This window comes from Granulosicoccus sp. 3-233, assembly GCF_052681095.1.
In genome coordinates, this window is record NZ_JBQYLE010000002.1 from 232,431 (window position 1) to 258,759 (window position 26,329).

Genomic DNA, 26,329 nt, shown 5'->3' on the forward strand with positions numbered 1-26,329 from the left:
TCGAAAGCTCGAAAGCTCGAAAGCTCGAAAGCTCGAAAGCTCGAAAGCTCGAAAGCTCGAAAGCTCGAAAGCTCGAAAGCTCGAAATTCGAAATTCGGGAATTCGCACATTCAACAAGTCATGTGATCATCCTGGCGGGTAGTTGTATGTCGATCGATTTCAGGGAATACAGTACCTGCGCCTGTGATCCATGCGCTTCGCTCGGGTGCGTGTTCGGAATCCATGCACGTCATCAGGGCGTACTGAAGGGTTCTCACGGCTCTAACAATACAATCGTGGTTGAAAATACATCTTGCCAATCAATGTGTTGAAGTAATGTAACCTGTTTTTCTGTGGCTGGCAGACAACTTGTAGCGGAACGGTTCCGATCTACATGAAAGCGATGTACTGCCATGAAAACCGTTCTGCAGAAGAAGTACCATCGACGAACTCTGGCCAGGCTCTTGTGTACTGGCCTGATGGGTACGGCCAGTGTCAGTGCCTGGTCGCAGGATGTCTGCGATATCGAATCCGATACGCCGTCGCATCATCAGCTTTCCGCAAATGCCGATACGGTTCATTGGGGGTACTTCAGCAAGGCTCAGGAGCCTCGTTTGCATGTGCAATCGGGAGATTTCATCACGATAGAGACATTGACACATCACGCGAATGATGACGCTTCACTGATGGTTACCGGGGACGCGGGTGCCGAGAGCGTCTTTCGCTGGGAAAAGGGCCGCAAGGGCGTCGATCGACGAGGTGCAGGACCACTCGATGCATCCATTCATGGTCGCGGCGCGGGAGAGGGCTTTGGTGTTCATATACTGACGGGTCCGGTCTTTGTCTGTGGTGCGGAACCGGGTGATGTGCTGGAGGTGCGCATTCTCGACATGGCGCCGCGTCCATCAGCCAATCCGGAATACGCCGGCAAGACCTTTGGCAGCAATGCCGCTGCCGCCTGGGGATTTCATTACAGCGATCTTGTCGAGGAGCCGCGGCAACGTGAAGTGATCACAATCTACGAGATGGATTCCACCGGCGGACGTGACTGGGCAGAGGCTGTCTACAGTTATCGCTGGGTGCCACAAGTGGATCCCGATGGTGTCACTCACGAGCTGATCGATTACCCCGGAGTGCCGGTTGATCATTCGACCATCAGCAAGAATACCGAGGTGCTGGAAGGCGTTCGTATTCCCGTTCGTCCACATTTCGGAACTCTGGGAGTCGCACCGAGAGAAGCTGATGTTGTCGATTCCATTCCGCCGGGATACTTCGGTGGAAATATCGACAATTGGCGAATTGGCAAGGGCGGCACCATGTACTACCCGGTAGCCGTAGAGGGAGCCTTGCTCAGTGCCGGTGATCCGCATGCGGCACAAGGTGATTCGGAGCTGGCTGGTACTGCCATCGAGACGTCCATGACGGGCCTGATACAGGTGGTTCTGCATAAGGCCGGAGATGCGACGGGGTCAGCGCTCGAGGGTCTTGATTATCCCTTGCTGGAAACCGATACAGAATGGGTCGTGCACGGGTTCAGTTATTCCAATTATCTGGATGAACTTGGTGACACTGCGCAGAGCGATATCTACAGCAAGTCCTCCATCGACAATGCAATGCGAGATGCCTTTCGCAAGATGCGCCGTTTTCTGATGACGACTCAGGGATTGAGTGAAGATGAAGCCATTTCCCTGATGTCGGTGGCTGCAGACTTCGGTGTCACTCAGGTGGTGGACGGGAACTGGGGGGTACACGGGATCATCAGGAAGCAGGTTCTGCCCGAATAAGTTCTGATCCGGTCAATTAGCCCGTTCGGGGAAGGCCCGCAGTAGGATCGTCATTCTCTGCGTCGCCCTTCCTCGAACTCCGTTTCTCCCGTGTTTGCGTTCAATTGCCGGATGTGCGCCGGTCGACCATCGTCAGACAATCGAATGTCGCCGATACCCGAATGGTTCCATAGCCGTTCACCGGCACTTCGTCCGACAGGCAATCGAGGGATGATATGAAATGATCGTCGCTGCGTCAGCAGGTTCAATGGAGACCAGGGCGCAAACAGCCAGCGGTTCAGTCGGTCAAGCCACTCGATGAGTGCTGCGGGAAATTCGTTCTTGATCCCGCTACTGGTAATCTGCCAGATGGCCGGAGATTCTGTTTCGTACCGTAGTTGCACATCATAGGCAAACGAGTAGTGCACATCCCCGGATAGAAGCACAAAGTTCTGAGGCGTACGACGATGTCGAAAAATGCTGAGCATGACGGTCGCAGCTTCATGATGTGCCATCCAGTTCTCCGCGTCGACCAGCAAGGGTTTGCCGAAGAACGTGAATATGCGCTGTACGATTTCAATGAGCTTGACCCCGAACACGGGGGCCGGAGAAACCACAACAACAGCCGATCGATCGAGAATCTGTTGCTGGAAGTCACTCAGGGCTTCCCAGTCCATGAGACCGGAGGGCCTTGACGGTTTCGCCGGTCGACGCCAGCGATGGGTGCGGGTATCGAGAACGACGATGGCCGGTGAGGTATCCAGAGTATACTGCCAGCCGCGAAAGTCGAGCAATTTCTCGATCAGCGCATCCTGGCCTTCCGCATTCAGACAGTATCGATCATTGGCAGTCTCGCTCAACAACTGCTGACAGTCGGGGATGAGTTCATCTACCTGGTTCGAGCCATTACCCCAAGCCTGGCACAGTACATAGGCGAACAGGGCATTGCCGACAATGCGCCTGGAAAAGGGATGTTCATAGGCCGTTTTTTCCCAGGCCTGGGAGAGATTCCAGTCGTCGGTGATGTCATGGTCGTCGAAGATCATGTAGCAAGGTACATGACACAGGGCTCGTGCCGCGCGGGGCAGACCAGCCACGAATCCGTTGACATGTTCCACTTCACGCCGGTAGCGTTTCAGCAGGTTGGCGGGCAAGGAGGGTTCATCCAGATTGACCAGAGTCCACGGCACGGGCGACCAGACCAGCAGATACATGCACAAGACCTCCGAGAACGAGACGAGATGGTTCTCGGCGTTGGCAGTGGTGAAGATCGGCTTGCGAGCTCCACCGAAGAAGCGCTCGATCAAGGTGGCGTTGTATCTGCTGCGTGGCAACAGTTGCGTTCGCCGATAGTAGGTATGTTCGTGTTGCATCAGTGCCTGACCGCTGTCAACCACAGCACCATCGATGACTTCATCGAACAGGCCGAGTCGGGCATCCAGTTGATGAATGGCATGCAGCATCGGTCCCGAGACATCATCCACATAAACCTGATCGCCGCTCATCATCAGGAATGTCGGCCGAGATTCGGTTTCGATACCGTTGTTGATCAATTCAGCATCGACCCGCAGCAGACCATCCTCGGAAGGATGATGCGGTTTGCGACAGGATCCGTGAAGAATACGCCTCACACGACTTTGAATGACCAGGTGCGGCGAGGTCTGTCCCTGATGGCAGAGATGCGGCGCCCAGTCCGCTATCCAGTGCCATTGTTCATCGGCCTGAAAGGCAAGGTCATAATGGAGCAAAGTGTCTTCTGGCCATGCAGAGTCTGCCTGTATCTCCAGCAGCTGCACGAATGCCTGTTTGCCGATGGGCAGTTCAGTCTGTTCCTGCGACTTCAGGTCGCGATCCAGAAGAGTGCTGTTCTCACTACGTACACGAATTCGCCAGTTGGTCGGGCAGGTGGTGACGAGCCAGAGTCTGAGTCGATCCGATTGTGCGTGGCGCAACAGCGGTCCGGCAAGGACTCGCGGCAAATCCGAGTTGAGTGTCATGCGTTGTGAAAGATCAATCGTTCTGTGTCGCTGAAGTCAGTCTGTCCGAGCGGTCCAGTTTGATCCAGGGTCCATGATGAAGCCGGGCGATTGCCGGTACTTCACTCGGACGACGTGGATTGGTGCGAATGGACCTTGATTGGTCAAGAGTACCGTGCGAAGGCAGATCGGTGTGATCTCGACCGGTCGATTTTCCTCGAAAACCCGGTGCCTTGCTGCAGCGCGACAGTCCTGCCTGCACCAGCAGATGACTTGACAAGCACCGTCAGGGTGCGCACTATCTCGCAGCTAGTGACCAGGCTTTCCCCATGAATACCGATAAAACCACCGGAACTCCGCATCCCGGACTGAGCTTTGCTGGGTTCGTGACCTTGATGGCGGGCTTCATGGCGCTCAATGGACTGGCCGTGGATACCATGTTGCCGGCACTGCCTGCCATCGGTGAAGAGCTGAACGTCGCAGACCCCAATGACCGTCAATGGGTGATCACCGCCTATTTCCTGGGTTTTGGTTTGTTCCAGTTGTTCTACGGACCTTTGTCTGATCGTTACGGGCGACGCCCCGTGTTGCTGCTGGGTGTTTCCATCTACGCGGTGTTCAGCATCTGCACCGTCTTCGCCAGTACCTTTGATGGTGTCGTGATGACCCGTTTTCTGCAAGGTGCCGGCTCTGCGGCAACCCGAGTGCTAGTGGTCGCCATTGTCAGGGATTGCTATTCCGGCAGACAGATGGCCAGAGTCATGTCATTGGCCTTCATCATCTTTCTGACCGTACCGGTTCTGGCCCCCGCGATTGGTCAGGGAGTCATGCTGTTTGTCAGCTGGCACTGGATCTTTCTGGGTCTGGCATTGTTTGCAATGGGCTTGGCGGTATTCGCCTGGATGCGTCTGCCTGAAACCCTGGATCCGGAACACCGTCTGCCGCTGTCAATGGGCCGTGTTCTCCAGGCATTCAAGGTGGTGGCGACCACACGTAATTCCATCGGTTACACCATTGCCATGACTCTGGTTCTGGGCCCCTTGTTCGGCTATATTTCGTCGGTTCAACAGATCTTTGCCGACGTGTTCGACGTGGAGGCACTGTTCACGGTCTATTTTGCCATCACAGCCATCAGCATGGCCATGGCCTCTTTTCTCAACTCACGCATCGTGGAACGCCTGGGTACCCGCATGGTGTCACATTCGGCCTTGTGCTCGATGCTGATCCTGGCCTTGCTGGGGCTGCTGGTCGAACAAACGGGTCATCAGAGCCTGTACTCCTTTGTCGCATTGCAGTCGGCCATGATGTTCTGTTTCGGGCTGACGGCACCGAACTTCGGTTCCATGGCAATGGAGCCGGTCGGGCATATTGCCGGGACGGCGTCATCAGTGCAGGGTTGCGTCACGACGGTAGGCGCCGCAGTGCTGGGCTTTCTGATCGGTCAGGCATTCAACGGCAGCACGGTGCCATTGATCGGTGCGTTTGCGTTATTCAGTGCGACGGCCATTGGTGTGGTGCTGTTGACCGAGGGGCGGATGTTCAGGGCCTTGCATGAGTCGCCTGTCGCGGAATGAGAGCCTTGCCGCATGCTGCGGATTCAGGATAGAGCCCTTACAGACTGACGGCACATGGTCGAACGCAGGGTCGATTTGGCCGCGTTCTGTTCGATGACTCACGGTCGTCGGTGAGTCGAAACAGGTCGTGGGACTGGAATCACACTTTCAACACTGAGCAAGCATTCCCACAGGCGTAAGGTTTGATCGAGACACGCCGATAGAGAAGGCATCGCAGTGAAAGATAATACTCGAATGCCACGTCTGAAGACCTTCAATGCATGCGCTGCATCGACACGGGAGGCCATTGAGCAACTGGACTCGTCGCTGGGCACCGATCCACAGGATGCAAGCATCGTGTTCATGTTCTATGGGTGCGGACATGATGAGCAGGCACTCCATGATTGGGCTGCTACCCGCCTGCCCGCTGCGGCATTGATTGGCGGAAGTTCGTCTGGCGGACTGATCACCGACAAGGGCTGCATGGGCCAGCAGGGGGTGGGTTTGCTGCTTGTTGACGACACTGATGGTGATTATGGGGTGGCTGCCGGGCCTTTGGGTGATGATGCTGCGCTGGCGGCCGAGCGACTGTTGCAGCAGGCTCTGGATGATTGCGACTGCAGAGGGCAATTGCCGGAACTCATCTGGGTCTATCAGGCGCCGGGTCACGAGGAAGATGTCATCGCCGGTTTGCGGCGAATTGTCGGTGACAACTGCCCGATCGTTGGCGGTTCTTCGGCCGACGACGATGTGTCAGGTCGATGGACCCAGATGGGGCCGGGTGGTCCGCTGGTGGACGGTCTCGTTCTTGGCGTCCTGTTCCCCTCGTCATCGTTGGGCTATGCGTTTCAGGGAGGCTATGAACCGGTTGGGCCGACTGGCATCGTAACCGGAATCGGCTACCGGCCAGCAGGCGAGAGCGGCGTGGTCACCGGAAGTGCCGGGCGCGAGATTCTGAGTATCGACGACATGCCAGCAGCGGAAGTCTACAACCGCTGGGTAGATGACCTGATTGGACAGCGCATACGCGAAGGCGGAAGCATTCTGGCCGATACCACCATGTTTCCGCTGGCGACCGATGCCGGCAAGGTCGATGGCGTCAGCCATTATCTGTTGATTCATCCTGAGTCGATCGGACAGGAGAATTCCTTGCGTACCTTCTGCAACCTGGAGGTCGGTGACCGAGTTTATGCGATGAAAGGCGAAACGCGACGTCTGGTCAATCGCGCCGGCAACGTCGCTGATCAGGCCCGGAAAAGCGTGGAGTCAGGTGGAGGACAGGTCGCCGGCGGGCTGGTGGTCTTTTGTGGTGGTTGCAAGATCGCCGTGGGTGAGGATATACGTGGTGTACCTGATGCCGTGGCCTCGGGTCTGGGTGACGTGCCGTTCATCGTCTGCTTCACCTTTGGTGAACAGGGCCGCCTGATAGACAGCAACGTTCATGGCAATCTGATGATCTCTACCGTGGCCTTCGGCATCTGATGGCTGAAGCGACCACCATCGAGAGTGCAGAAGAGCTGCGCGAAGCCTTGCTCGCTCTGCGGCATGAGCATGATGCGCTGCGTGAGAGCAACTCACAGGGGCAGCAGTTGCTGGATGCACTGGATTCCTTGCTGGATCTGGATGTCAACGACGATCCGTTTGCGCGCGTCTTTGCCTCACTGCGCAAGGTCTTTACGTTTTCTCAGGCCATGATGCTTGCAGAGCGGGATGTCGAAGAGCCCGATACGGAGCACTTTCTGGATTGCATTGTGGCAGAGCCAGCCAGTCTGAGCGGAACGCTGTGGTCGGCAGGTTCCTTGTTTCGCAAGGTTCTGAACGGCAGGGTCATCGCAACGTTCTCGAATGCAGGCATCGAGGAATGGAGCCGAGTCAGTACGGATATTCTCTCCGTCGAGCAGTCATCGCTTTATGTCCCGGTGAAGGTGCGTGGGCGCAGGGGAATTCTGGTGCTGTTGCGAGCGATCGGCGAGAACGGTTTTGATCGAAACCATATCGATCTCGCCCGCCGTTTTTCGGTACTTGCGTCGCATGCACTGGCGACCCGTTTTGCCAGCGAGAGCGCCGCAGAAGGTCAGCGTCTGCGCGAATTGACTGCACAATTGAGGAAAAGTGAATTGCTGGCCAGACGCAATGCAAGTCTGCTACAGGAAATGGTGAACGTGCTGCCTGTGGGTGTTGCGGTCCAGGATGAGAGCGGCAAGCTGCTGATAGCCAATGATGCCGTATCTGCCATCTACGGGCGGCAGGCCAATGAGCTTATCGGGACTCTGCCGGAGATTCTCGACTGCGACGATCCGGAAGTCATTCGTGAGCAAGGTCTGCGATATGAAGAACAGCTTCGTGGCGGTCAGCAGACATCTCGTGAAGAGACTGTCAATCTGTCCGGGTCGCAGCACACCTTGCTGATCACCGAAAAGCCTGTACGCATTCATGATGAATCCCTGTTGCTGACCGCTTCGCTGGACATCACGGAGCGCAAACGTTTCGAAGAAGAACTCTCTCACCGAGCGTTTCATGATCAGCTGACAGGACTACCCAATCGTGACCTCATGCATCAGCTGGTGGAGGCGGCGCTTCTTGCACACGGATCTTCCGGTCAGTTTGCACTGGCCTTCATCGATCTGGACAGCTTCAAGCAGATCAACGACTATTACAGTCATACCATTGGTGATGCCTTGCTCAAGGCAATAGCTCAACGCGTCGGCCAGACCATTCGTGACGGTGACACACTGGCCAGGATCAGCGGTGACGAATTCCTCATCCTCATCGACCCACTGGAGGACTCGAGCACACTGTCGCTGGTCATCGAGCGGGTGATCGACGCGATGCGAGAACCATTCCGTATCGAAGGTCATGAAGTCATGACCTCGGCATCGGTCGGGGCGAGCATCTATCCCTTGCATGGCGATACCTATGAAAGCCTGCGCCGCTGCGCCGACAGTGCGATGTATCGTGCCAAGAGCAGCCGCAAGGGCAGTGTCAGCTACTTCGATGAATCGATGCGCGAAACACTGACCGCACGAATGGAGCTGGAGCAGCGGCTTCGGGTTGCGATTCGCGAGGAGCACTTCCGCGTGGCGTTCCAGCCCAAGGTGGATATCACGACTGGCCGGGTTGACGCTTTCGAAGCCCTGATCCGCTGGGTTGAACCGGATGGCCGGATTCACATGCCCGGTGAGTTCATCGAACTTGCCTCTGAACTGGGCTTGCTGGATGACATGACCCGTTTCGCGTTGCGGGACGTGGCACGCAACCTTGAACGTCTGTCATCGCAGTTCGGGGACCATGTCACGGTCAGTATCAACGTGGCAGCGCCACAGGCCGGGGATGTCGCTTTCATGCGCTCGTTCATCGAGGAACTGGCAGCTACCGGTTTTGCAAAAAGCATCATTCTGGAATTGACCGAGGATGCGCTGGTCGCAACCCAGCGTTTCCAGCATCAGGTTCTGCCAGAGCTCCGATCATTGGGCGTCCGGGTATCGATTGATGACTTCGGGACCGGTTACTCCTCCCTGTCGACACTGGCTGACATCACCGCCGATGAGGTCAAGGTCGATCGCGCTTTCATCACCGCCATTCAAGACAGGCCGAGAAGTCAGGGCATATTGAAAGCCATTGAATCCTTGTGCAGCGCACTTGACATCGACATGGTGGCGGAGGGGGCTGAAACCCTTGAGGAGCTGCAATACCTCAGACAGCAGACAAGGATCAGGCTGGTTCAGGGCTACTATTTTTCCAGACCGGTGTTCATCGATGAACTCGATGACTTTCCATCATTCTTTGATCTGGAAGCCGACACTGACAAACCGCTCAGGCGCAGTGCCTGAATGGCTGTAGACTTCTTTGCGAGGATTTCCGGACAATAGCTGACCGGTATTTCCGATCGACAGGGATCGCCATCGTGTCGGGGCAGGGAGCCATTGTTATGGCGGCAGCAGCGAGGTAGTCTGGGAATTCCATCCCTTGATTGGTGCGCACATCCGCGGTGAATGAAAAGCAGGTTCGACTCCCGTGCTGCAGCGATAGCGGGAAAATCGCTCTGATTCTGTGCGCATTCGTTCTGACTAGTTGTGCAGGGGATGCTGCTCGGTTTCGGTTCGATGATTACCGGACCAGGCTGGCACGCGCACTGAAGCTGGACGCCGTGCAGAGTGTGCAGCTTGTCGATCCAGCCCGCCGCCCCCGTAAACGTGACATGTGGCTGGAGCCGGAGCAATCGACGATCTCCATGATCGATTTTCTGCGGCTCTACGATTGCCGACTGGGAGAGGTCATTGGTGAGAGAAACAGTGTGTTGGGGAAGGTTGCACCGGCCTCTCAACGTCTGTTCAATGATCTGGCCTTTCTGCACCACGCCCCTGAGTGTATCTCGCAATTGCGTACCAGACAAAGCGATGCGCTGGCGGACAGGCTGGTCGAGGCGGTTTCCGGCAAGCTTGACGGCCTGACAGTCTCGATAGCCAATGCAACGCTTGCCAGCGATGAGTTCTCCGGCCTGTGGCGTGTGCCGGTCGACCTTGACGATTTCCCGGTAAACGCAGGCAGTGCAACCATTACCGAGCTGCATTATGTCACTTCTCAGGTGGAAAGCTGGCTATCGGGCGATTTCCGGTTCGACTCGGCGCGCTTCGAACAGGCATTGGGACGGCTGCGTCATGGACAGGCGGGGTCGCTGATTGCTGCTGCAACGCTGACTTACTCTCAACTCCAATCTGCCAATCGAATGATCGAGCAACGCCTTGCCAGTCGGCCGCTGTGCTTCAAGGGAAAGCCTGGCAGGCAGGGACATATCCTGCGTCGTGTTGTCGATCGTTTCTTCGTCGGAGAGGTACAGGTCTGGTTGTCCCGAGTCAGTGCGCAGCGGCATGACTTGCTGGCTCCCTATCGGCTGCTGGAGAAACACCTGGAGGACGCCCAGACACCGGCCTACCGGCAATGGCGCGATCGGCGGGACAGTCAGCTGGCTTGGCTCTCGTCAGCACCTCGGGAACACGTGCAGAGCATTCTTCCATTGCTGGAGTCCTGTGGCCTGGCACCGGGATCACGCCAACCGGAACCGTAATGCCAGCATTGCAGAACCCCCACGCGATGACTCCACGCGCACAGAAAAACTAACCATTGATCTCTGCGTTATCTCGCCGTTAATGGCTTTAAGGCACATGACGTGCAGCTGGCTGATGGCAACAAGGTACTGCGATGCTATTCAATACCGTTGGATTCTTCGCCATTATTGGAAGATAGCGACAGATTCAAACGATGCCCGCAATCAACACTCGAAATCTGCTGATTCCACAAGCTGTATTCGTGGTGCTGATGACAATCTCGGTGGCGGGGTGGAAGTTTTCCAGTGATACCCTGGATAGTCAGTCACAGATTCGCTTCGAACAGGATGTTACGCACCTGCACGAGCAGATCGAAGAGCGATTCGATACTTATGCTCAAGTGTTGCGGGGTGGTGTCGGACTGTTCGACAGTTCGGTCAAAGTGACTCGGAAGGAATGGCACAGATACGTTGAAGGGCTGAAACTGTCCAGGTACTACCCGGCTCTGCGAGGGGTCGGCTTCAGCCGTTGGGTGGGCGGCAAGGAGAATCTCGAGTCTCATGAGAAAGCCATCAGAGCGGAAGGGTTTCCCGAATATGCCGTCAGGCCCGCTGGTCAACGAGACCAATACACGGCAGTCGTCTATCTTGAGCCGTTCAATCAGGGGAACAGTCGTGCACTTGGTTACGACATGTTTGCCGAGCCCACTCGCCGCTCTGCCATGGAGCGAGCCAGAGATACCGGTGAACCTGCCTTGTCCGGAAAGCTGGACTTGCTGAAGGAAGTCGTCGGCGAGGAGCAGACGGGCTTCATTCTGTACATGCCCATCTATCGTTCGGAGAACGGTGCGCCGATCACCGAAGCCAGGCGAAGAGAAACCCTGTTCGGATTTGTCATGAGCCCGTTCCGGGCCAGTGACCTGATGAAAGGGATCCTGCGTCCGGGGCGGTCCAACATCAATTTCCGGATTTACGACGGTCCTGCCATGACCGCCGAAACACTGCTCTACGATGGCAGCAAACAGCTGGAAATGGAGGTCCAATCCACGCCCGTCCAGTTCGAGGCAACGAAATCGGTGGAGATTGCTGGACGATTCTGGTCTATCCATTACGAATCAACGCCCTCGTTTACCAAAGCGTCGGATTCGGCGCTTCCCTGGGTCCTGCTCGTGACCGGGACATTGCTCAGCCTGCTGATGTCCATTGTCGCCTGGATGCTGCTCTCTGCCAGACGGCGTGTCCTGCAAAGGACTCATGAATTGCGCAAGCAATCGGACATGAACTCGGTTCTGTTGGAAAATCTGGCTGAAGGGGTGGTGGCCTGCGATGCCGACATGAGCGATGTTCTGATGAACAAGAAGGCCAGAGAATGGTACCAGTTGAACCCATCCAGACAGGTCGATCCGAACTGGATAAAGCGCATTCAGATGTTCGAGAAGGATGGCACTACTCCCATGATGCCGGGCATATCCCCACTCTTTCGTGCAGTGGAAGGTGCAACCATCAGCAGTGAGGAAATCTGCATCGTCACCCCCGGGCAGGAGCCTCGATTCGTTCTGGTCACGGGAGGGCCTTTGCCAGATATCGATGGTCAGAAATCCGGGGCCGTGCTGTCGCTGCGTGACATTTCGGAATATCGTCAGGCCAAACTGAATATCGAGCGGCAGCAGAAGTTTCTGGCAGATGTCATCGACAATATTCCCAATCTGATCAGCGCAAGAGACCGGGAAGGCAATCACGTTCTGGCCAACAAGGCCTATGCGGAAGGGCTCTTCGGTTTGTCGCCAGAGGAGCTGATTGCGGGAAGTGCAACCGGGCTTCTGGAAAAGTCATCGCCGGATGTCGATGAAAGGCGAGAATCCATGTCAGTGATCGACAATGACATGAGTCTCGATTGCGTCAGGGCACTGGAGCTGAAGGATGGTCGCAAGCGCTGGTTCAGCGTTGGCAGATTGCCCATCCGGTCCAACGTCAACGCGGAGAATATCGTACTGACTGTGGCATCGGATATCACCGACCTGAAAAGCAGTGAAGACCGTGTCAGGACCATGAATCAGGAGCTGGAAAGCCGGGTTCTGGCGAGAACCAACAGCCTTGAGGAAGCCAACAGAAAACTGGAGGAGGCCACTCAGGTCGCGGAGGCGGCGAATCAGGCGAAGTCGTCGTTTCTGGCTGCCATGAGTCATGAGATTCGTACACCGATGAACGGTGTTGTCGGTATGGTGGAAGTGCTGATGAACGAATCTCGGAACAAGGAGCTGAAGATGTCGATGCAGATGGTTCTGGATTCGGCTTTTTCCTTGCTGGGCATCATTGACGATATCCTGGATTTCTCGAAGATCGAGGCTGGTCAGTTCGAACTCGAGAATGCGCCTTGCAACCTGACCGAGCTGCTGGAGAACGTCGTCAGAGCGTCGGTACCGCTGGCCAGAAAGGCCGATACCCGCATCAGTCTTTACATCGATCCGGCAATTCCCCAACGGGTACTGACAGACCCGACGCGGGTTCGACAGCTATTGACGAATCTGGTTGGCAACGCCGTGAAATTCAGCGGAAGGCAGCTGGAGCGGGCAGGCAGGGTGGAAGTGCGTGCGTTGGTACTGCAAGCAGCGCCACTGAGTCTGCGGCTGGATGTCATCGACAATGGCGTAGGCATTTCACCGGAAGCGCAGCAACGAATATTCGACTCTTTCGTGCAGGCGGAATCATCGATTACCCGACGATTCGGCGGATCCGGGCTGGGACTTTCCATTTGCAAGCGGATAGTCGAGATGATGCACGGTGAGATACTGGTAGAGAGTCAACCCGGAGAAGGCTCACGGTTCACTCTGCTTCTGTCTCTTGACGTGCCTGCGTCGGGTACGGCAGTCGCTGAGCTTGAAGATATCCGTGATGTGGATTGTGTGCTGATTGAATCGCAAGACTACAACAGTGCAGACATCGGACAGTATCTGGAGACTGCCGGCGTCAGACTCCGGGTGGTTGAGGACTTCAACCATGCTGCTGCAATCATTCACTCAATAGAAGGTCCCACCGTTCTGCTCTGCACTCCCGAGCATCTGGTTCAGCTGAGTGAGGGTAGCCATGAACCGATTTCCAGCCTTACCGGGCATGTGGTCCTGAGTCGGGAAGAACAGACACTCGGCATGCAGTTGAGGCAGGTGCCGACCAGGCATGGTGGCAACATCGAATCCATCAGTGCCGTGGTTGTCGATTGCAATGCGCTTCCACGGAGGATCCTGATCGAAGCGGTTGCCATTGCCATCGGGCGGGCCTCTCCCGAAGTCATGCACGCCTATACTGAAGATATTGCCCTGCCGATGCTCGAGCCATTGAGTGTGGAAGACGCCATGGCTGCCGGGAGTTGTATTCTGGTGGTGGAAGATGACTCCGTGAATCGCATGGTGATCAAGCGGCAGTTGGCCATTCTGGGACAGACCGCCGAATTTGCCGAGAACGGTCAGGAAGCTCTGGAGAAATGGCGAAGCAGGCGCTACGGCATGATATTCACGGATCTGCACATGCCCATCATGGACGGTTACACGATGACGCGTGCCATTCGGCAGGAAGAGTCACCAGAGCAAAGAATTCCCGTTGTCGCTCTGACGGCCAATGCTCTGAGCGGCGAGCCCCGGCGGGCTGCCGAAGCAGGTGTGGATGGCTACCTGACCAAGCCATTACAGCTGGAGTCCCTCAAGGAAGCCGTCAGTCAGCATCTGATCGTGCCGGATGGTCATCGCGCCGAGCTGCCGGATACACTGACAGCACCGGTTGGCGAGTTCGAGGCCAGACAGATCGTGGTCTTCGATCCGACCGTACTGCAACAGCTACTGGGTGATGACCCGGAAACGATGATCGAATGTCTGCAGGAATTTCAGGTGTCTCTGAAGCAGCATGGACATGCCCTGGTGGACGCCATCAGGCGTGGCGAGCGGCAGCCGGTTGATGAGCTGGCTCACCGACTCAAGTCATCGTCGCTGTCCATGGGTATGCTGGAAATCTGGAGCCTGTGCAAGAAAGTGGAGGCGGCGCGTAGCAACAAGGATCCTGTGCTCCTGGCCGCTTGCGCCGATGAGCTGTCGCACGCATTTGCGCAGGCCGAATTGGCGATAGATGATTTCATCGCCGATGATGAGGCCGGTTTGCGCAAGGCATCCTGACGCTGTACTCAGGGTCCTGGTGCCTCGATGAGGCTCTCCCACCATGGCAAGGTGTCGAGGGATTCGTCCAGAGTAATCAGTTCACCGAGTACCGGTGTCACGAGCTCGATGCCGTTCTGTTCCGCCAGCAGACTGACCGCGGACACCGGCTCGTACCAGGTGTGGAAGGCAAGTTCGAACATGCCCCAGTGCACGGGCATCAGACGGCGTGCCTTCACATCCCTGAAGGCCTGAATGGTCTCGGCAGGCAGCATGTGCACATAAGGCCAGCTCTGGTCATACTGTCCGTTCTCGAGCAGGGCCAGATCGAAAGGGCCGAGGCGTTCGCCGATATCGGCGAAGTGGGTATCGTAGCCAGAGTCGCCACTGAAGAACACACGAGAATTCGTGGAGGCAACCACCCAGGACGCCCACAAGGTCTGGTTGTTGTTGATGCCATCTCGCCCTGAGAAATGCTGAGCCGGCGTGGCCGTGAACTGCAGGCCGTCGGTATCATGGCTTTGCCACCAGTCAAGCTCGGTGATCCGCTCGGCGGAAACTCCCCAGCGCCTCAGGTGTCCGCCTACGCCCAGCGGTACGATGAAGCTGGTTGCCTTGTCGCTGAAGAAGCGCACGCTCTGTGCTTCCAGATGGTCGTAGTGATCGTGTGATATGAGGATGATGTCGACGGGTGGCAGATCCTCGAGCGGCAGCACCGGTGGCTGAAATCGCTTGGCGGTGAAGTTGACCGGTGCTGCAGTGTCACCAAACACCGGATCAACGAGTATGATCGTATCAGCCATGTTCACCAGGAAAGTGGAATGGCCAAACCAGATGATTCTGGTGTCGGAGCCGGGGGCCATGAATTGCTGCATGTCCGGTTTCCGTTCCGGCAAGGGCACGGCAGGTTGGCCATCGGGGCGTTCCTTGAACCACTCACGGAGCATCGGCAGGATTTCCATCTCTTCCTGCATGCTTGCGACCAGCTCGGCTCTGCGATTCTGAAATTCACCGATCTCCGGGTTGTAGGCCCTGGATGATGAAAATCGCTGCTGATCCTCTGTCGTTGGAAGAGCACCGAAAACCGGGAACAGTCCGGCCTGAAATGCCAACACGGGTACCGACAGCAACAGCACGGGAACGAGTAACCAGCGTTTTTTCATGAGACGGAAATCGGTAGTGGTCGGGGTGAACAGACGCTCATTGGCTTTGGTAGTGATCCAGAAACATGTCCACGGCCGAATGGATGATCGTGTCGCGTCTCTGGATGCTGACGGCGTTCTGCATTGACATGGCCCGTGGCCAGAAGAGCAACCCCTTGAGCAAGGCGAGCAACTGGCTGGCTGCCATGGTCGGGTCGTCCACCGTCAGGCGTTCATCATCGACGGCGGCGGTGATCCAGGCGTGAATGGCCCCACCATTGGCTGGCAGATCCTGCAGGGCTCTTTGCACGATGTCCGGTGAGCGAAAGGCTTCGGCCAACAGCACGCGCATGGTCGACAGGTAGGTCTCGGAGCTGAATGATTCCACTTCCTGAGTGGCGATCCGGATCAGTTGTGTACGCAGGGACTGCCTGCGATCATAGCTGCCATCCACAGCATCGAGCTTGCTCAGAACCAGCTCATGGGTAATGGCGCGGTACAGAGCGTCCTTGCTGGGGAAGTGCCTGTAGACAGTGCGCTTGCTCACCCTGGCTACCTCGGCAATACGATCCATGCTGGTTTCCCTGAACCCGTTCGTGCGGAACTCCTCGGCGGCCGCATGCAGAATCGCCGTACGCTTGCGTTGGCTGTAGGTCTGTTCCTGTCTCATGAGCTTCCGGCAGCTGCCCTCGGATGGATTGCCTGACGGGCATGTTACCGGAAAAGTAAACTCACAAGTTTACTTTTCGCTGCACGGCCATTACAGTGGAGCTTCATCTCGACCGGGGACAGGCGTTGAACATTGTCATGTTGGGTGCCACGGGTGCAGTGGGGACCGAGGTGGTGCAATCACTGCGTGGTGATGCTCGCCTGACGAAGCTGGCGTTGCTGGGGCGGCGGGAGCTGAGCGGTGTCGCACAGAGCACCATCACACAGCATCGCATCGATGTGCTGAATCCGGACAGCTATGCCTCGCTGTTGAGCGGTTACCAGTGCGCGATCTGTACCCTGGGTGTCGGCGAGCCGTCCAGTGTCAGCAGGGAAGAGTTCCTGCGGATCGACAAGCAGGCCGTGATCGACTTTGCAACGGCTTGCCGTCAGTCCGGTGTGGAACACTTTCAACTCCTGAGTTCCGTGGGCGCTGATGCGCGATCCAGATCGTTCTATCTGCGCAGCAAGGGCGAACTCAACGAGTCACTGGAAGCATTGAATTTCAGGCGTCTCAGTCTGTTTCAGCCGTCCATGATCATTACGCCCGTCAATCGTTATGGCATTTCCCAGGCCCTGACCCTGGCGCTGTGGCCGGGTTTGAGTCGCATCCTGTTTGGACCTCTGCAAAAGTTTCGCGGTATCGATGTGTCGACACTGGGCAAGGCAATGGCACTCAACAGCTGGAGCGAAGGCAGGGGGGTCGAACGATTGCACTGGGACGAGATGATGAGCCTGTATACTACTGGCCAGCACGAGTAATCCGAAAGTTGCCAAAGGCCGCACCGAAAAATCCGAGTACGCGGCTGTGGGCGCCGGTATGGCGCGAGCAAAGCGCCGCCCGGCCGAAGGTGATTTCCGGTCGTGAATTCATGTCTCATTGAGATTAACCCGAACACTGATCGTTTGCGCATCAGCGCCGTTTCTTCAGGAAGTACGCCCCTATGACCAGAACCCTGGCCCCCGCGACCATTGCCGCCAAGGCGGATCATTATGTCGATGAGATCAGTGGCGGCATCATTCCTCCTGTCAACACGTCGACGACCTTTGCCAGAGACACGGCCAATCAGCCGATGAACGCTGCGCATGTGTACGCTCGAGACAACAACCCGACCTTCGTGCAGGCAGAACGTGTTCTGGCCACCCTGGAAAATGGAGAACAGGCTCTGCTGTTCGCATCCGGTATGGCCGCCATAGCCGCGGTGTTCTACACCCTGGACAGTGGAGCACATGTCGTACTTCCGGATTCGATGTACTGGGGCGTGTTCAGCTGGACCAGACAGTACTGCGCGAGGACTTCAATAACGGTCAGCTACTATTCACCGCAGGATGTCGACAGTTTGCGCGATGCATTGCGCGGCCGGGAGCGTACCGACCTTGTCTGGGTGGAAACTCCGGCCAATCCGATGATGCACATAACGGACATCAGGCTGGCCGCCGAGCTGTCACATGCCGCGGGTGCCGTTCTGGTCGTCGATAACACGGTATCCACGCCCTTGTTGACACGCCCGCTGGAACTGGGAGCCGATATCGTGATGCACTCGGCGTCGAAATCCCTGAATGGCCACAGCGATGTCATGGCCGGAGCGCTGGTAACCCGTGGTGATCATCCGCATTGGCAACGTATTGTCTCTGAACGCCATGATGCCGGTGCCATCATCAGTCCATTCGATGCCAGTCAGTTGCTGCGGGGCATGCGGACCCTGGCGCTGCGCGTCGAGCGAGCCTGTGAGAATACTGCGCGTATTGCCGAGTTTCTGCAGCAGCACGATGGTGTGGAAGTCGTGATGTATCCGGGGCTGACCTCCCATCCGGGTCATGATATCGCTCGCCGGCAGATGAGTGGTGGCTACGGAAGTCTGTTGTCGTTTCAGGTGAGGGGCGACAAGGCAGCGACGCTTGCGGTGCTCGGTCGACTGCAGTTGATCATCCGGGCAACCTCACTGGGGGGAGTCGAGACTCTGGTCGAACACCGTCACAGTATCGAGCCAGCTGAAACCCGCCTGCCGGAAAATCTCCTGCGTCTGGCCGTGGGAATAGAAGATGTGAACGACCTGATTCGGGATCTCGATCAGGCGCTGGTGCAGCCAGGCTGACAGGAGGACACGATGCGTGTCCCGCGTCATCCCTGATCAGTGCTGGTGCAGGCTTCCGGGTCGTGATGGGGTCAGGAATCTGATGGCTCGGCGCAGGCCTGCCACACAGGAGCCGATTGCATCGGATACCATTTCTGCCTGTCGGACGCTTGTCTTGATGTTTTCACGCTCGAATTCCGGGATATCCAGTCGATCAATCAGGTGATCGATGCTACTTGTACGTTGGTCCATTTCACGAAACTCCATGCCAGCTGATAGGGTAAGTACAGACTAGTCACGAGGAGTACGCCGGACAAACGATATTTTCTTTCCGCAGACACAAGCTACGCTATCGCAGGGTGGTGGTTGCTACATCGCTTCCAAGTAGGTTTCTGCGTTGTTGAGGTGGTTCTGCCGTTTGCCGGGATCCATCTTTTCGACTGCCCGACACATCACCGCCCACCGCGGATTGCTACCCAGTGCCTGGCGCTGCTTCCAGATCCACCGCCAGTAGAGTCCATCCCAGATATCGCACCAGTCGCCGCGTTTGTGGTTGCTCATCTTCAGCACGTAGTTGGATCCGCAGAAGTAGGGTTTGGTCGTGATGGATCCTCCGTCGGCATGCTGACTCATTGCATAGACATTCGGCACCATGACCCAGTCATAGGCATCGATGAACATCTCCATGAACCAGCGATAGACCTCATCCGGATCGACCTCACAGAGAAACAGGAATCCGCCGAGGAGCATCAGACGCTCTATGTGATGGCAGTAGCCAGTCTCGAGTACTCTGGCGATACAATCATCGATGGGGGCAATGCCGGTTTCAGCGGTATAGAAGCCATCGGGCAGGGGGTTGTAGTGCCCCCAGTGATTGCTGGTACGCATGTTCACACCCAGGTCGTCGTAGGTGGCACGCATGAACTCACGCCAGCCGATGATCTGCCGTACGAAGCCTTCAACGCTGTTCAACGGGATATCGAATTCCTGCTGCGCAGCGAGTGCGGTATCAAGTACCTCCCTCGGGGTCAGTAGTCCGGTATTGAGCATCGGTGTCAGCACCGAATGGTGCAGAAATCCCTGACCCTGAACCATTGCATCCTCGTAGGGGCCAAACTTGGTGAATCGTTCGGTACAGAATCTTTGCAGCCAGTTGACCGCTCCCTTGTGGGTGGTGGGGTACAACCAGTTCTCGAGTGATCCGCGGGCGCCGGGAAAACGCTCATCGACCAGGCTGCAAGCCTGCCGGATGCGCAAGGTACGCTGCTTGACCGGCAATGGCTGGATCAGGCTGATTTCCGAAACAGGCATTTTCTTGCGATTATCCTCATCGAAACTCCATTGTCCGCCCTGCGGCTGCTCCCCGTCCATGAGCACGTTCAGACGCCGCCGCTGCCATTGGTAGAAATCGGCCATGAACCAGCGCTTGCGTCCATGACGATATGCGTGGTTCTCATCCGGTGTATTGATAAACGCCGGCGTCGCCAGCGATTCGAGCTGGATACCGGCGCCTGAACACGATCCGATCAGTCTCCTGTTCAGCTCGAAATCGTGAACATCGGCTACCAGCAAACGCTTGAAGCCATTGGCGGCAAGTCGTTTTACAAGGATTTCCAGCAGGTCGGTTTTGCCGGTGTAATGAACTCGTTCGACCGGAAGCCGCTTCTTCAGCCGTTTTTCGCAGGCATCGAGCGTGGCCAGATGAAAGGCGAGCTTCTGCCGATGGAATGTCAGTGGATAACGCTCATCGCCAAAGAACAGCGACTCTTCAACAAGGCATATCTTTTCCACATCCTCGCGTACCACCGGGGATCGGGCAAAGAGCTGATGAGGAAACATGAGGGCAGCAGTTCGCATGCGCCTTGTTACGTTTCACGCCGGGATTTCGATCACGGGTCCAGAGTCTCGAAGCTGTGCGTACTCTTCATATGCACCTGATGGGTAAGGGAGGGATGAGAGATCTGCCAGGATACGGCAACAGGCTGGCCGGCAAGGCGTTTACCCGTCCATCGTGACCACGATGTTGCCACTGTGCTTTTTCGCGATAAATGCTTTCTGCGCATCGTGCAATTCACGTAGCGGATAGGTAGCAGCCAGCATCGGCTGAATCTCGCGGCCTTCGATATAACTGACCAGGCTGCGGAAGATATGAGGTTCAAGTACGGTCGAGCCGGTGAATGTGAGATCACGCAGGTACATCGTACGCAAATCGAGTTCTACCAGCGGTCCGGCAATGGCGCCTGAGCAGGTATAGCGGCCACCTCTGTCGAGCACATCCAGGATGTCACCGAAAGCGGTGCCGCCGACGATATCGGCCACAACCGTTACGGTTTCCCGGCCGATGGCAGCCTGCAAGGCAGCAGCCAGGTTGGACGGGGAGCGCGGTAGCAGAGCATCGGCGCCCAACCTTGTCAGTGCCGCATGCTTGTCCTCCGATGCCAGGCCGACAACCGTAGCGCCTCGGCGCTTTGCCAATTGCAGCAGAGCAGAACCGACGCCCCCCGGATGCGCCAGTGACCAGGACAGTATCGTTCGCCGTGACCTGCGCGCGTGACAACATGCCTTCCGCCGTGGAATAGGAACAGGGGAAGGTAGCCAGTTCGGCATCACTCAGCTCACAGTCAACCACTGCTACATTGCGGTAATCGATAGCAATGTACTGCGCAAAGCCACCGTTGCATTCCGAACCGATGTAACCCGTGGAGTGGAGGTTCGTGGGGTTCTCCCAGTCCCGTAGCCAGACGTCCAGAATGGCCCGTTTGCCGATCAGCGAAGCACCCACCATTGCCGATGTCAGCCGCGTGGCTTGCTGTATTGCGGGTCGTACAGACACGGTTCCACTACGGTGGCGTTCACTGGCTGGCCGATGACCTCCACCTGCAGTTGACTGCCTGGCGTGGTAAACGCGCTTTCCACGAATCCCATGGCGATGTTCTTGCCAACGCGATGACCCCATCCCGCGGATGTTATCGTGCCGATGACCCGGCCATCGGACACCATGCTGTCGCCCGGCTGGGCTGGTGCGTGTGTGCAGTCCAGCACCAGCGATACGAATCGCTGTTCATGAGAGCCGCTCTCCAGCGCCTGCTTGCCGACGAAGGCGGGTTTGTCCAGCTTGACAAAGCGGCCGAGGTTGGATTCCAACGGATTGAATTCGGTGATCAGATCGGCTTTCCAGTGCCGGTAACCTTTCTCCAGACGCATCGATTCCACGGCCTGAGAGCCGAACAGTTGCAATCCGAGCGACTCTCCTGCCTGACGCAATGCCAGCCAGGCGGCGTACAGTTGCGCATTGGGTACGTGAATCTCATAGGCAAGCTCACCCGAGAAGCTCACTGACATGACCACAGCAGGGGCGATACCGATAAACGCCTTGCGTACCGACAACCAGGGGAAGGCACGGGGAGACCAGTCTTCACGTGAAACGGCTGACAGCAGCTCACGGGATCTGGGTCCGGCAACTACCAGAATGGTGTAGTCGTTGGTCAATGAGCGGATGTGTACCGAGCCATCCGTCGGCAAGTGAGCGTCAAGCCAGTCTTTGTCATGAAATTCCGAGGCCGCCGCCGAGCCGTACCAGATGGTGTCATCGTCCAGTGTGGCCAGGGTGGCTTCGCATTTGATATTGCCTGCCTGGTTCAGCAGATAGGTCAGCGAGACCTTGCCGGCTGCTCTCTTGATGGCGCTGCAACTCATCGAGTCCAGCCAGTTCATGGCGCCGGGACCGGTGATCTCGAACCGGTTGAAACCATTGACCTCCGTCAACCCGACGGTATTCTGCACGGCTTCGACTTCAGCTGCGACTACCTCGAAGGTTTCATTGAAGTGATAGCCGTGGGTCTCCACGAAATCTGTCCGTGGCTTGAAATAGGCGACTCTCTCCCAACCGTTGACCACGCCGAACTCAGCGCCTTCTGCCGCCAGGACAGGGGTCAGGGGAGTGGTTTTCATGGGGCGAGCTGCCGGTCGGTGCTCATGCGGCAGGTGGAAACGGAATTCGTTCTGATAGTCTTCGATGGCTTTCAGCGCGCACAGCTCCACATTGGCATGTGTGGTGAACCGTCTCGGGTCGATGACCCAGGTATCGTACTGTGCCTCGCCGTGCACGATCTGTTGTGCCAGTAGCCAGCCATGTCCACCGCCTTCTCCGAGTCCGGCTCGCAGACCGATGATGCAGAAGGCATTGCGCTTGTTCGGAATGGGCCCGACCAGCGGTGCACCATCGATCGTGTAGGTGATCGGTCCATTGATGATGCTATGGATTCCGGCTTCCTCGATCACAGGCATGCGCTTGAAGACATTCTCCAGCACCGGCAGTACGCGGTCGGTATCTTCCGGGCACAGCGCATTGACAAAGTGTGGGTCAATGCCGTCCATGCCCCAGGTGCGGCAGTCCTGTTCGTAGAAGCCGACCAGCAGACCGTTCTTCTCCTGGCGAGAGTAGAAGTCATCGATCGGGCAGCGCAGCAGGGGAACACGGTGGTCCAAAGCTTCGATCTCGGGAACGGGTTCGGTCAGAAAGTACTGATGCTCCATGGACATGACAGGGTGGTGAACGCCCATCATCGCGCCAACCTCATTGACACGATAACCGCAGGCATTGACAACAATCTCGCAATCGATGTCTCCCTTTTCGGTATGTACCGTCCAGCTATCATCCTTGTGCTGGGTCAGGCCCGTGACCGGTGTGTTGCGGTAAACCTCGGCACCTGCCTTGCGAGCCCGTCGAGCCAGAGCCTGACAGAGTTGCGCAGGATCGATGTCACCATCCATTGGGTCCCAAAGCCCACCCGACAGTCCATCCGTGGTGATCAGAGGGTGTCGGCGCGCGCATTCGTCCGCATCGAGTATTTCGTATTCGACTCCCATTGCCTTGGCCATGCTTGCAAAATGTCGATAGCCATCCATGGTTGTCTGCGAGCCAGCCAGGCGAATGCCACCATCGCCATGATGGTAGTTGATCGGATACTCCGGATCGTCCGCCAGCTCCTTGTAGAGTCTGATGGAATGGCTTTTCAAGGCCACCATGGTCTGCGTCATGCCGAAGTTGGTTACCTGTGCCGCGGAGTGCCAGGTAGTGCCTGATGTCAATTCATCGCGCTCGACAAGAACCACGTCTGTCCAGCCTTCCTGTGTCAGGTGATAAAGCGTTGAGCAGCCCGCAATACCACCACCGATGACCACCACGCGTGTTTGCTGTTTCAAGACTCGATTCCTGTGACTGACTGGAAATCGGATTGGGCCAGCAGGGCATGCCGTTCGTCAATCGCTATTCGGGTGATTTCAGAAATCTTAATCGGGCATTCGAATTACCTTAAACGACTTGCTCAGCCAGGAATGACGTTGTCGTGCCTTGTCGACGATAGCGGACTGCAGGATGCCACGCAGGGTCTCGGCAATGTCATTGGCAACGACTGCAGTCCAGTGCCGATGGTAGAGCAAGGAGATGGTTCGAGAAAATGGTGTGAAGGGCAGTGGGAAGATATCGACGTCATCGTGAAAGCGCTGAGCCCGCAGATAGCCGACCATGGTGGTCAGGGCCCAGCCATTGCCGTTGGCTATCAGGGCGAAAATGGCCTGGTTGCTGTCCAGGGACATGGTGCTGGGCAGCTCGAGACGCAACCGAGCGAGATGGGTGGCTATCTGTCGACCCAGCGCCAGACTTCTTTCGTAGCGAAGATAGGGCAGAGAGATCAGTTCGTTCAGATCGGCAGGAGCCGCTGACAGATACCCTCTGGGCACTGCGAGTACAAAGGGGTCGTTCAGCAGGGGTATTTCCATGACATCGGCGGGCAGCTCCATCGGGTTGGCGGCAATTCCCGTATCGAGATCGTTGCTTGCGATGTCCTGCACGATGCGTGTGGACGTGGCCGTGGTGAGAGTCAGTTCCGAGGGACTGTAGGTATCCGCCAGGGCCACGGCCAGCCGTGGACTGACTTCACTGTCAAAATCATCGATGATGCCGATCCGTAATGCCGTGATTGCACCCAGGTCATCCAGCAGGAGTTCGGCGGCGCCCTGGCGAAGGTGTTGCAGGGCAGCGCGGACATGAAGCAGATAGGCCTCGCCGTGTCGGGTCAGCGTCATGGGGCGTCGGCCATGCACGACGAGCTTTCGTCCCAGAGCCGTTTCCAGCTGTTTCAATTGCTGTGAAGCCGCAGGTGTCGACATGCCCAGTCTGCCGGCTGTCTCCTGCATGGAACCGGTGCGAGACAGCTCCTCGAGTACCTCGAGCGCCTTGAGACCGGCCGTATCACTGATCTTGATGAGCATGATCGGAATTCTACCGTGTCACGCTCTCGGGGCACATGATCCGAGCTGGATTCATCCAGATGCCTGGCTGAGCAGAGCCGTGTCGCCGGTGCGTCAGCGCCGCTTGTCCTTTTCCTCAGGATGTATATCCGGTTCGAAAACCACCCCAGTGTCGACCCTTCACGTATATCGGAGCCGAGCAGTCATACATCAGTACGTGTTCTCCGTTACCCATGTCACGCCGGTAGGTCTGCAGCAGAAACGGTTGCGTGTTGCGTCCGCAGGCAAGGCCGGTGCGATCATTGAAGATTCGCCGATTGCGACAATGGCTGTTGTTCCAATCCACTTGTCCGGGTTTCTGTGCAAACGAGAATTTTCGGTTGTGCGTCGGCAGATAGCCATTGACATCCACAGCTGCGCAGAACACGATGCGGCTGTTCGACGCCAGTATGTCTTCCAGTATCGGCCCGAGGAGTCGATCTGTCAGCGCGACATAACGAGTCGTGAACTGTTGCGGATTCGAGCCCGCCACGGGCAGATAGTCCTGGTCGAACAGCTCATCCTCGCTGATGTCGCCGTTGAATACCGCCTCTTCGAACAGCTTGCCGATACATTCAGCGCTCCGGCGTACACTGGCAATGATTTCATGGTCACGAACATGACGGCCGCTGCCGGCCACATGCGCCACGAGTCTCTCGCCACGGGTCAACAGCTGATTGACCCGCCGGTCGGCGTCTTTCAGCGCACTGTTGGCATCCTGCATTTCTGCCGCGGCCTTTTCAATGTTCGAACGCATGGTTTCACATTGTTCGAGAGAGTCACGGGCCGCACCGGCGATGCGCGTGACCTCCAGCTGCATGTTGGAGGCCATGGAGGAAAAACTGCTGACTGTGGAGTTGATGACGCCGACACCGTCGTTCACACTGTCGGCGACTTCGCGGGTTTTCCCGCCGGTCTGGATCAATTCGCTGACATTACCGGACACATCGGAAATGGTCGAGTCGATGACACCGGCAGCACTGGCAGTCTGGCTGGCCAGCAGTTTTACCTCACCGGCGACCACGGCAAATCCCTTGCCGGCCTCACCGGCTCTGGCAGCTTCGATGGTGGCATTCAATGCCAGCAGATTGGTCAGCCTGGCGACTGACTGTATGTCGTTCGATACCTGTTTGACGCCATCGAGGCTGCCGTTGAGTGAGCCCAGTCGATCCTCGATGAGGCTGACGCCGTTGACCAGCTCGGAAATTCTCCGGGTGGCGGCCTTGACGTTCACTTCCGAATGCTGATTGGCAGATTCGATATCGTGGGTCTGCTGCTGCGCGCATTTGCCCGCCTGGTCGATCTGCCGGGATGCCTCCGCCAGCTGTTTTGCCAGGGTTGTCAGTTCCAGCAGATAATCGGTCTGGCTATTGATGCGATTGAAAACCTCGTCGACATTGCCGGCAATATCGGCAATTTCCAGAATGAGTTCCTGCACCGAAGACAGGATGGATTCCGCGAATTCATCGATTTCTTCACCTGTCTGGCATTCGGTCGGGTTCTGTGAACTCAATGGGGGACCTTCATCATCAGTGGGTGAAGTCAGTCCATGACTGGTATTCGTTGGGTCGCAGGCTTCTTTTTCAGCGCAGGAATTGAGCCATGTGAGTGCCGACAGCCTGATGAATGAATCGCTGACGATGATTGATTCCGATTTCT

General features: G+C 56.9%; 17 protein-coding genes. 8 read left to right on the plus strand and 9 right to left on the minus strand.

The annotated features are described in order from the left end of the window. Positions 1 to 392: 392 nt before the first annotated feature. The gene (locus ACUNV4_RS06045) at positions 393 to 1,763 is read left to right on the plus strand and encodes an acetamidase/formamidase family protein (protein ID WP_430877604.1); all 1,371 of its coding nucleotides are present in this window, start codon (positions 393 to 395) and stop codon (positions 1,761 to 1,763) included. A gap of 50 nt (positions 1,764 to 1,813) precedes the next feature. Here the strand turns inward: ACUNV4_RS06045 and ACUNV4_RS06050 are convergent, their stop codons facing one another. Then, entirely contained in the window at positions 1,814 to 3,739 is a 1,926-nt protein-coding gene (locus tag ACUNV4_RS06050) for an alkaline phosphatase family protein (protein ID WP_430877605.1), read from the minus strand. Between the two features lie 308 nt (positions 3,740 to 4,047). Here ACUNV4_RS06050 and ACUNV4_RS06055 point away from each other — a divergent pair, with 308 nt between their 5' ends. The 5 genes from ACUNV4_RS06055 (at position 4,048) to ACUNV4_RS06075 (ending at position 14,475) form a co-directional block, all read left to right on the plus strand. After that, a complete protein-coding gene (locus tag ACUNV4_RS06055) occupies positions 4,048 to 5,292 on the plus strand; it encodes a multidrug effflux MFS transporter (RefSeq protein WP_430877606.1) in 1,245 nt (414 codons plus the stop codon). Positions 5,293 to 5,508: 216 nt separating this feature from the next. Beyond that, positions 5,509 to 6,753 carry an FIST signal transduction protein gene (locus ACUNV4_RS06060; RefSeq protein ID WP_430877607.1) on the plus strand — a complete coding sequence of 415 codons (1,245 nt, stop codon included), beginning with the start codon at positions 5,509 to 5,511 and terminating at the stop codon, positions 6,751 to 6,753. Next, positions 6,753 to 9,101 (plus strand): putative bifunctional diguanylate cyclase/phosphodiesterase, encoded by a 2,349-nt coding sequence (locus ACUNV4_RS06065; RefSeq protein ID WP_430877608.1) that lies wholly within the window; start codon positions 6,753 to 6,755, stop codon positions 9,099 to 9,101. Before ACUNV4_RS06060 ends, ACUNV4_RS06065 begins: the two co-directional genes overlap by 1 nt. A gap of 158 nt (positions 9,102 to 9,259) precedes the next feature. Then, positions 9,260 to 10,336, plus strand: a complete 1,077-nt coding sequence (locus tag ACUNV4_RS06070) for a DUF3080 family protein (RefSeq protein ID WP_430878292.1) — start codon at positions 9,260 to 9,262, stop codon at positions 10,334 to 10,336. Positions 10,337 to 10,530: 194 nt separating this feature from the next. Continuing rightward, on the plus strand, positions 10,531 to 14,475 hold the full coding sequence (locus ACUNV4_RS06075; protein WP_430877609.1) for a CHASE domain-containing protein: 3,945 nt from the start codon (positions 10,531 to 10,533) through the stop codon (positions 14,473 to 14,475). An 8-nt stretch (positions 14,476 to 14,483) separates the two neighbouring features. Here the strand turns inward: ACUNV4_RS06075 and ACUNV4_RS06080 are convergent, their stop codons facing one another. Both ACUNV4_RS06080 and ACUNV4_RS06085 read right to left on the minus strand, forming a co-directional pair. Then, entirely contained in the window at positions 14,484 to 15,617 is a 1,134-nt protein-coding gene (locus ACUNV4_RS06080) for an MBL fold metallo-hydrolase (protein WP_430877610.1), read from the minus strand. A gap of 37 nt (positions 15,618 to 15,654) precedes the next feature. Further along, positions 15,655 to 16,266, minus strand: coding sequence for a TetR/AcrR family transcriptional regulator (locus ACUNV4_RS06085; RefSeq protein ID WP_430877611.1), 612 nt, complete (start codon positions 16,264 to 16,266; stop codon positions 15,655 to 15,657). A gap of 137 nt (positions 16,267 to 16,403) precedes the next feature. Between ACUNV4_RS06085 and ACUNV4_RS06090 the strand changes: the two genes are divergently transcribed. Further along, positions 16,404 to 17,066: an NAD(P)H-binding protein gene (locus ACUNV4_RS06090; protein WP_430877612.1), complete on the plus strand. Its 663-nt coding sequence runs from the start codon at positions 16,404 to 16,406 to the stop codon at positions 17,064 to 17,066. Between the two features lie 182 nt (positions 17,067 to 17,248). After that, positions 17,249 to 18,400 (plus strand): trans-sulfuration enzyme family protein, encoded by a 1,152-nt coding sequence (locus ACUNV4_RS06095; protein WP_430877613.1) that lies wholly within the window; start codon positions 17,249 to 17,251, stop codon positions 18,398 to 18,400. 36 nt (positions 18,401 to 18,436) lie between these two features. Here the strand turns inward: ACUNV4_RS06095 and ACUNV4_RS06100 are convergent, their stop codons facing one another. The 6 genes from ACUNV4_RS06100 to ACUNV4_RS06125 all read right to left on the minus strand — a co-directional run bounded on the left by ACUNV4_RS06100 (position 18,437) and on the right by ACUNV4_RS06125 (position 26,183). Further along, positions 18,437 to 18,631 carry a hypothetical protein gene (locus tag ACUNV4_RS06100; RefSeq protein ID WP_430877614.1) on the minus strand — a complete coding sequence of 65 codons (195 nt, stop codon included), beginning with the start codon at positions 18,629 to 18,631 and terminating at the stop codon, positions 18,437 to 18,439. Between the two features lie 117 nt (positions 18,632 to 18,748). Continuing rightward, positions 18,749 to 20,218 (minus strand): cryptochrome/photolyase family protein, encoded by a 1,470-nt coding sequence (locus ACUNV4_RS06105; RefSeq protein ID WP_430877615.1) that lies wholly within the window; start codon positions 20,216 to 20,218, stop codon positions 18,749 to 18,751. A 159-nt stretch (positions 20,219 to 20,377) separates the two neighbouring features. Further along, positions 20,378 to 20,986 carry a zinc-binding dehydrogenase gene (locus ACUNV4_RS06110; protein WP_430877616.1) on the minus strand — a complete coding sequence of 203 codons (609 nt, stop codon included), beginning with the start codon at positions 20,984 to 20,986 and terminating at the stop codon, positions 20,378 to 20,380. A gap of 186 nt (positions 20,987 to 21,172) precedes the next feature. Next, positions 21,173 to 23,584 (minus strand): GcvT family protein, encoded by a 2,412-nt coding sequence (locus ACUNV4_RS06115; RefSeq protein WP_430877617.1) that lies wholly within the window; start codon positions 23,582 to 23,584, stop codon positions 21,173 to 21,175. An 87-nt stretch (positions 23,585 to 23,671) separates the two neighbouring features. Further along, a complete protein-coding gene (locus ACUNV4_RS06120) occupies positions 23,672 to 24,652 on the minus strand; it encodes a LysR family transcriptional regulator (protein ID WP_430877618.1) in 981 nt (326 codons plus the stop codon). 115 nt (positions 24,653 to 24,767) lie between these two features. Then, a complete protein-coding gene (locus tag ACUNV4_RS06125; RefSeq protein WP_430877619.1) occupies positions 24,768 to 26,183 on the minus strand; it encodes a methyl-accepting chemotaxis protein in 1,416 nt (471 codons plus the stop codon). Between the last annotated feature and the right edge of the window lie 146 nt (positions 26,184 to 26,329).

What these genes read in the sequence shown, in the direction of transcription:
- ACUNV4_RS06050 (WP_430877605.1), bottom strand. Translation starts at nt 3,739, where the DNA reads ATGACACTCAACTCGGATTTGCCGCGAGTCCTTGCCGGACCGCTGTTG.
- ACUNV4_RS06100 (WP_430877614.1), bottom strand. Translation starts at nt 18,631, where the DNA reads ATGGACCAACGTACAAGTAGCATCGATCACCTGATTGATCGACTGGAT.
- ACUNV4_RS06080 (WP_430877610.1), bottom strand. Translation starts at nt 15,617, where the DNA reads ATGAAAAAACGCTGGTTACTCGTTCCCGTGCTGTTGCTGTCGGTACCC.
- ACUNV4_RS06095 (WP_430877613.1), top strand. Translation starts at nt 17,249, where the DNA reads ATGACCAGAACCCTGGCCCCCGCGACCATTGCCGCCAAGGCGGATCAT.
- ACUNV4_RS06105 (WP_430877615.1), bottom strand. Translation starts at nt 20,218, where the DNA reads ATGTTTCCTCATCAGCTCTTTGCCCGATCCCCGGTGGTACGCGAGGAT.
- ACUNV4_RS06055 (WP_430877606.1), top strand. Translation starts at nt 4,048, where the DNA reads ATGAATACCGATAAAACCACCGGAACTCCGCATCCCGGACTGAGCTTT.
- ACUNV4_RS06120 (WP_430877618.1), bottom strand. Translation starts at nt 24,652, where the DNA reads ATGCTCATCAAGATCAGTGATACGGCCGGTCTCAAGGCGCTCGAGGTA.
- ACUNV4_RS06075 (WP_430877609.1), top strand. Translation starts at nt 10,531, where the DNA reads ATGCCCGCAATCAACACTCGAAATCTGCTGATTCCACAAGCTGTATTC.
- ACUNV4_RS06085 (WP_430877611.1), bottom strand. Translation starts at nt 16,266, where the DNA reads ATGAGACAGGAACAGACCTACAGCCAACGCAAGCGTACGGCGATTCTG.
- ACUNV4_RS06065 (WP_430877608.1), top strand. Translation starts at nt 6,753, where the DNA reads ATGGCTGAAGCGACCACCATCGAGAGTGCAGAAGAGCTGCGCGAAGCC.
- ACUNV4_RS06110 (WP_430877616.1), bottom strand. Translation starts at nt 20,986, where the DNA reads ATGCCGAACTGGCTACCTTCCCCTGTTCCTATTCCACGGCGGAAGGCA.
- ACUNV4_RS06090 (WP_430877612.1), top strand. Translation starts at nt 16,404, where the DNA reads ATGTTGGGTGCCACGGGTGCAGTGGGGACCGAGGTGGTGCAATCACTG.
- ACUNV4_RS06045 (WP_430877604.1), top strand. Translation starts at nt 393, where the DNA reads ATGAAAACCGTTCTGCAGAAGAAGTACCATCGACGAACTCTGGCCAGG.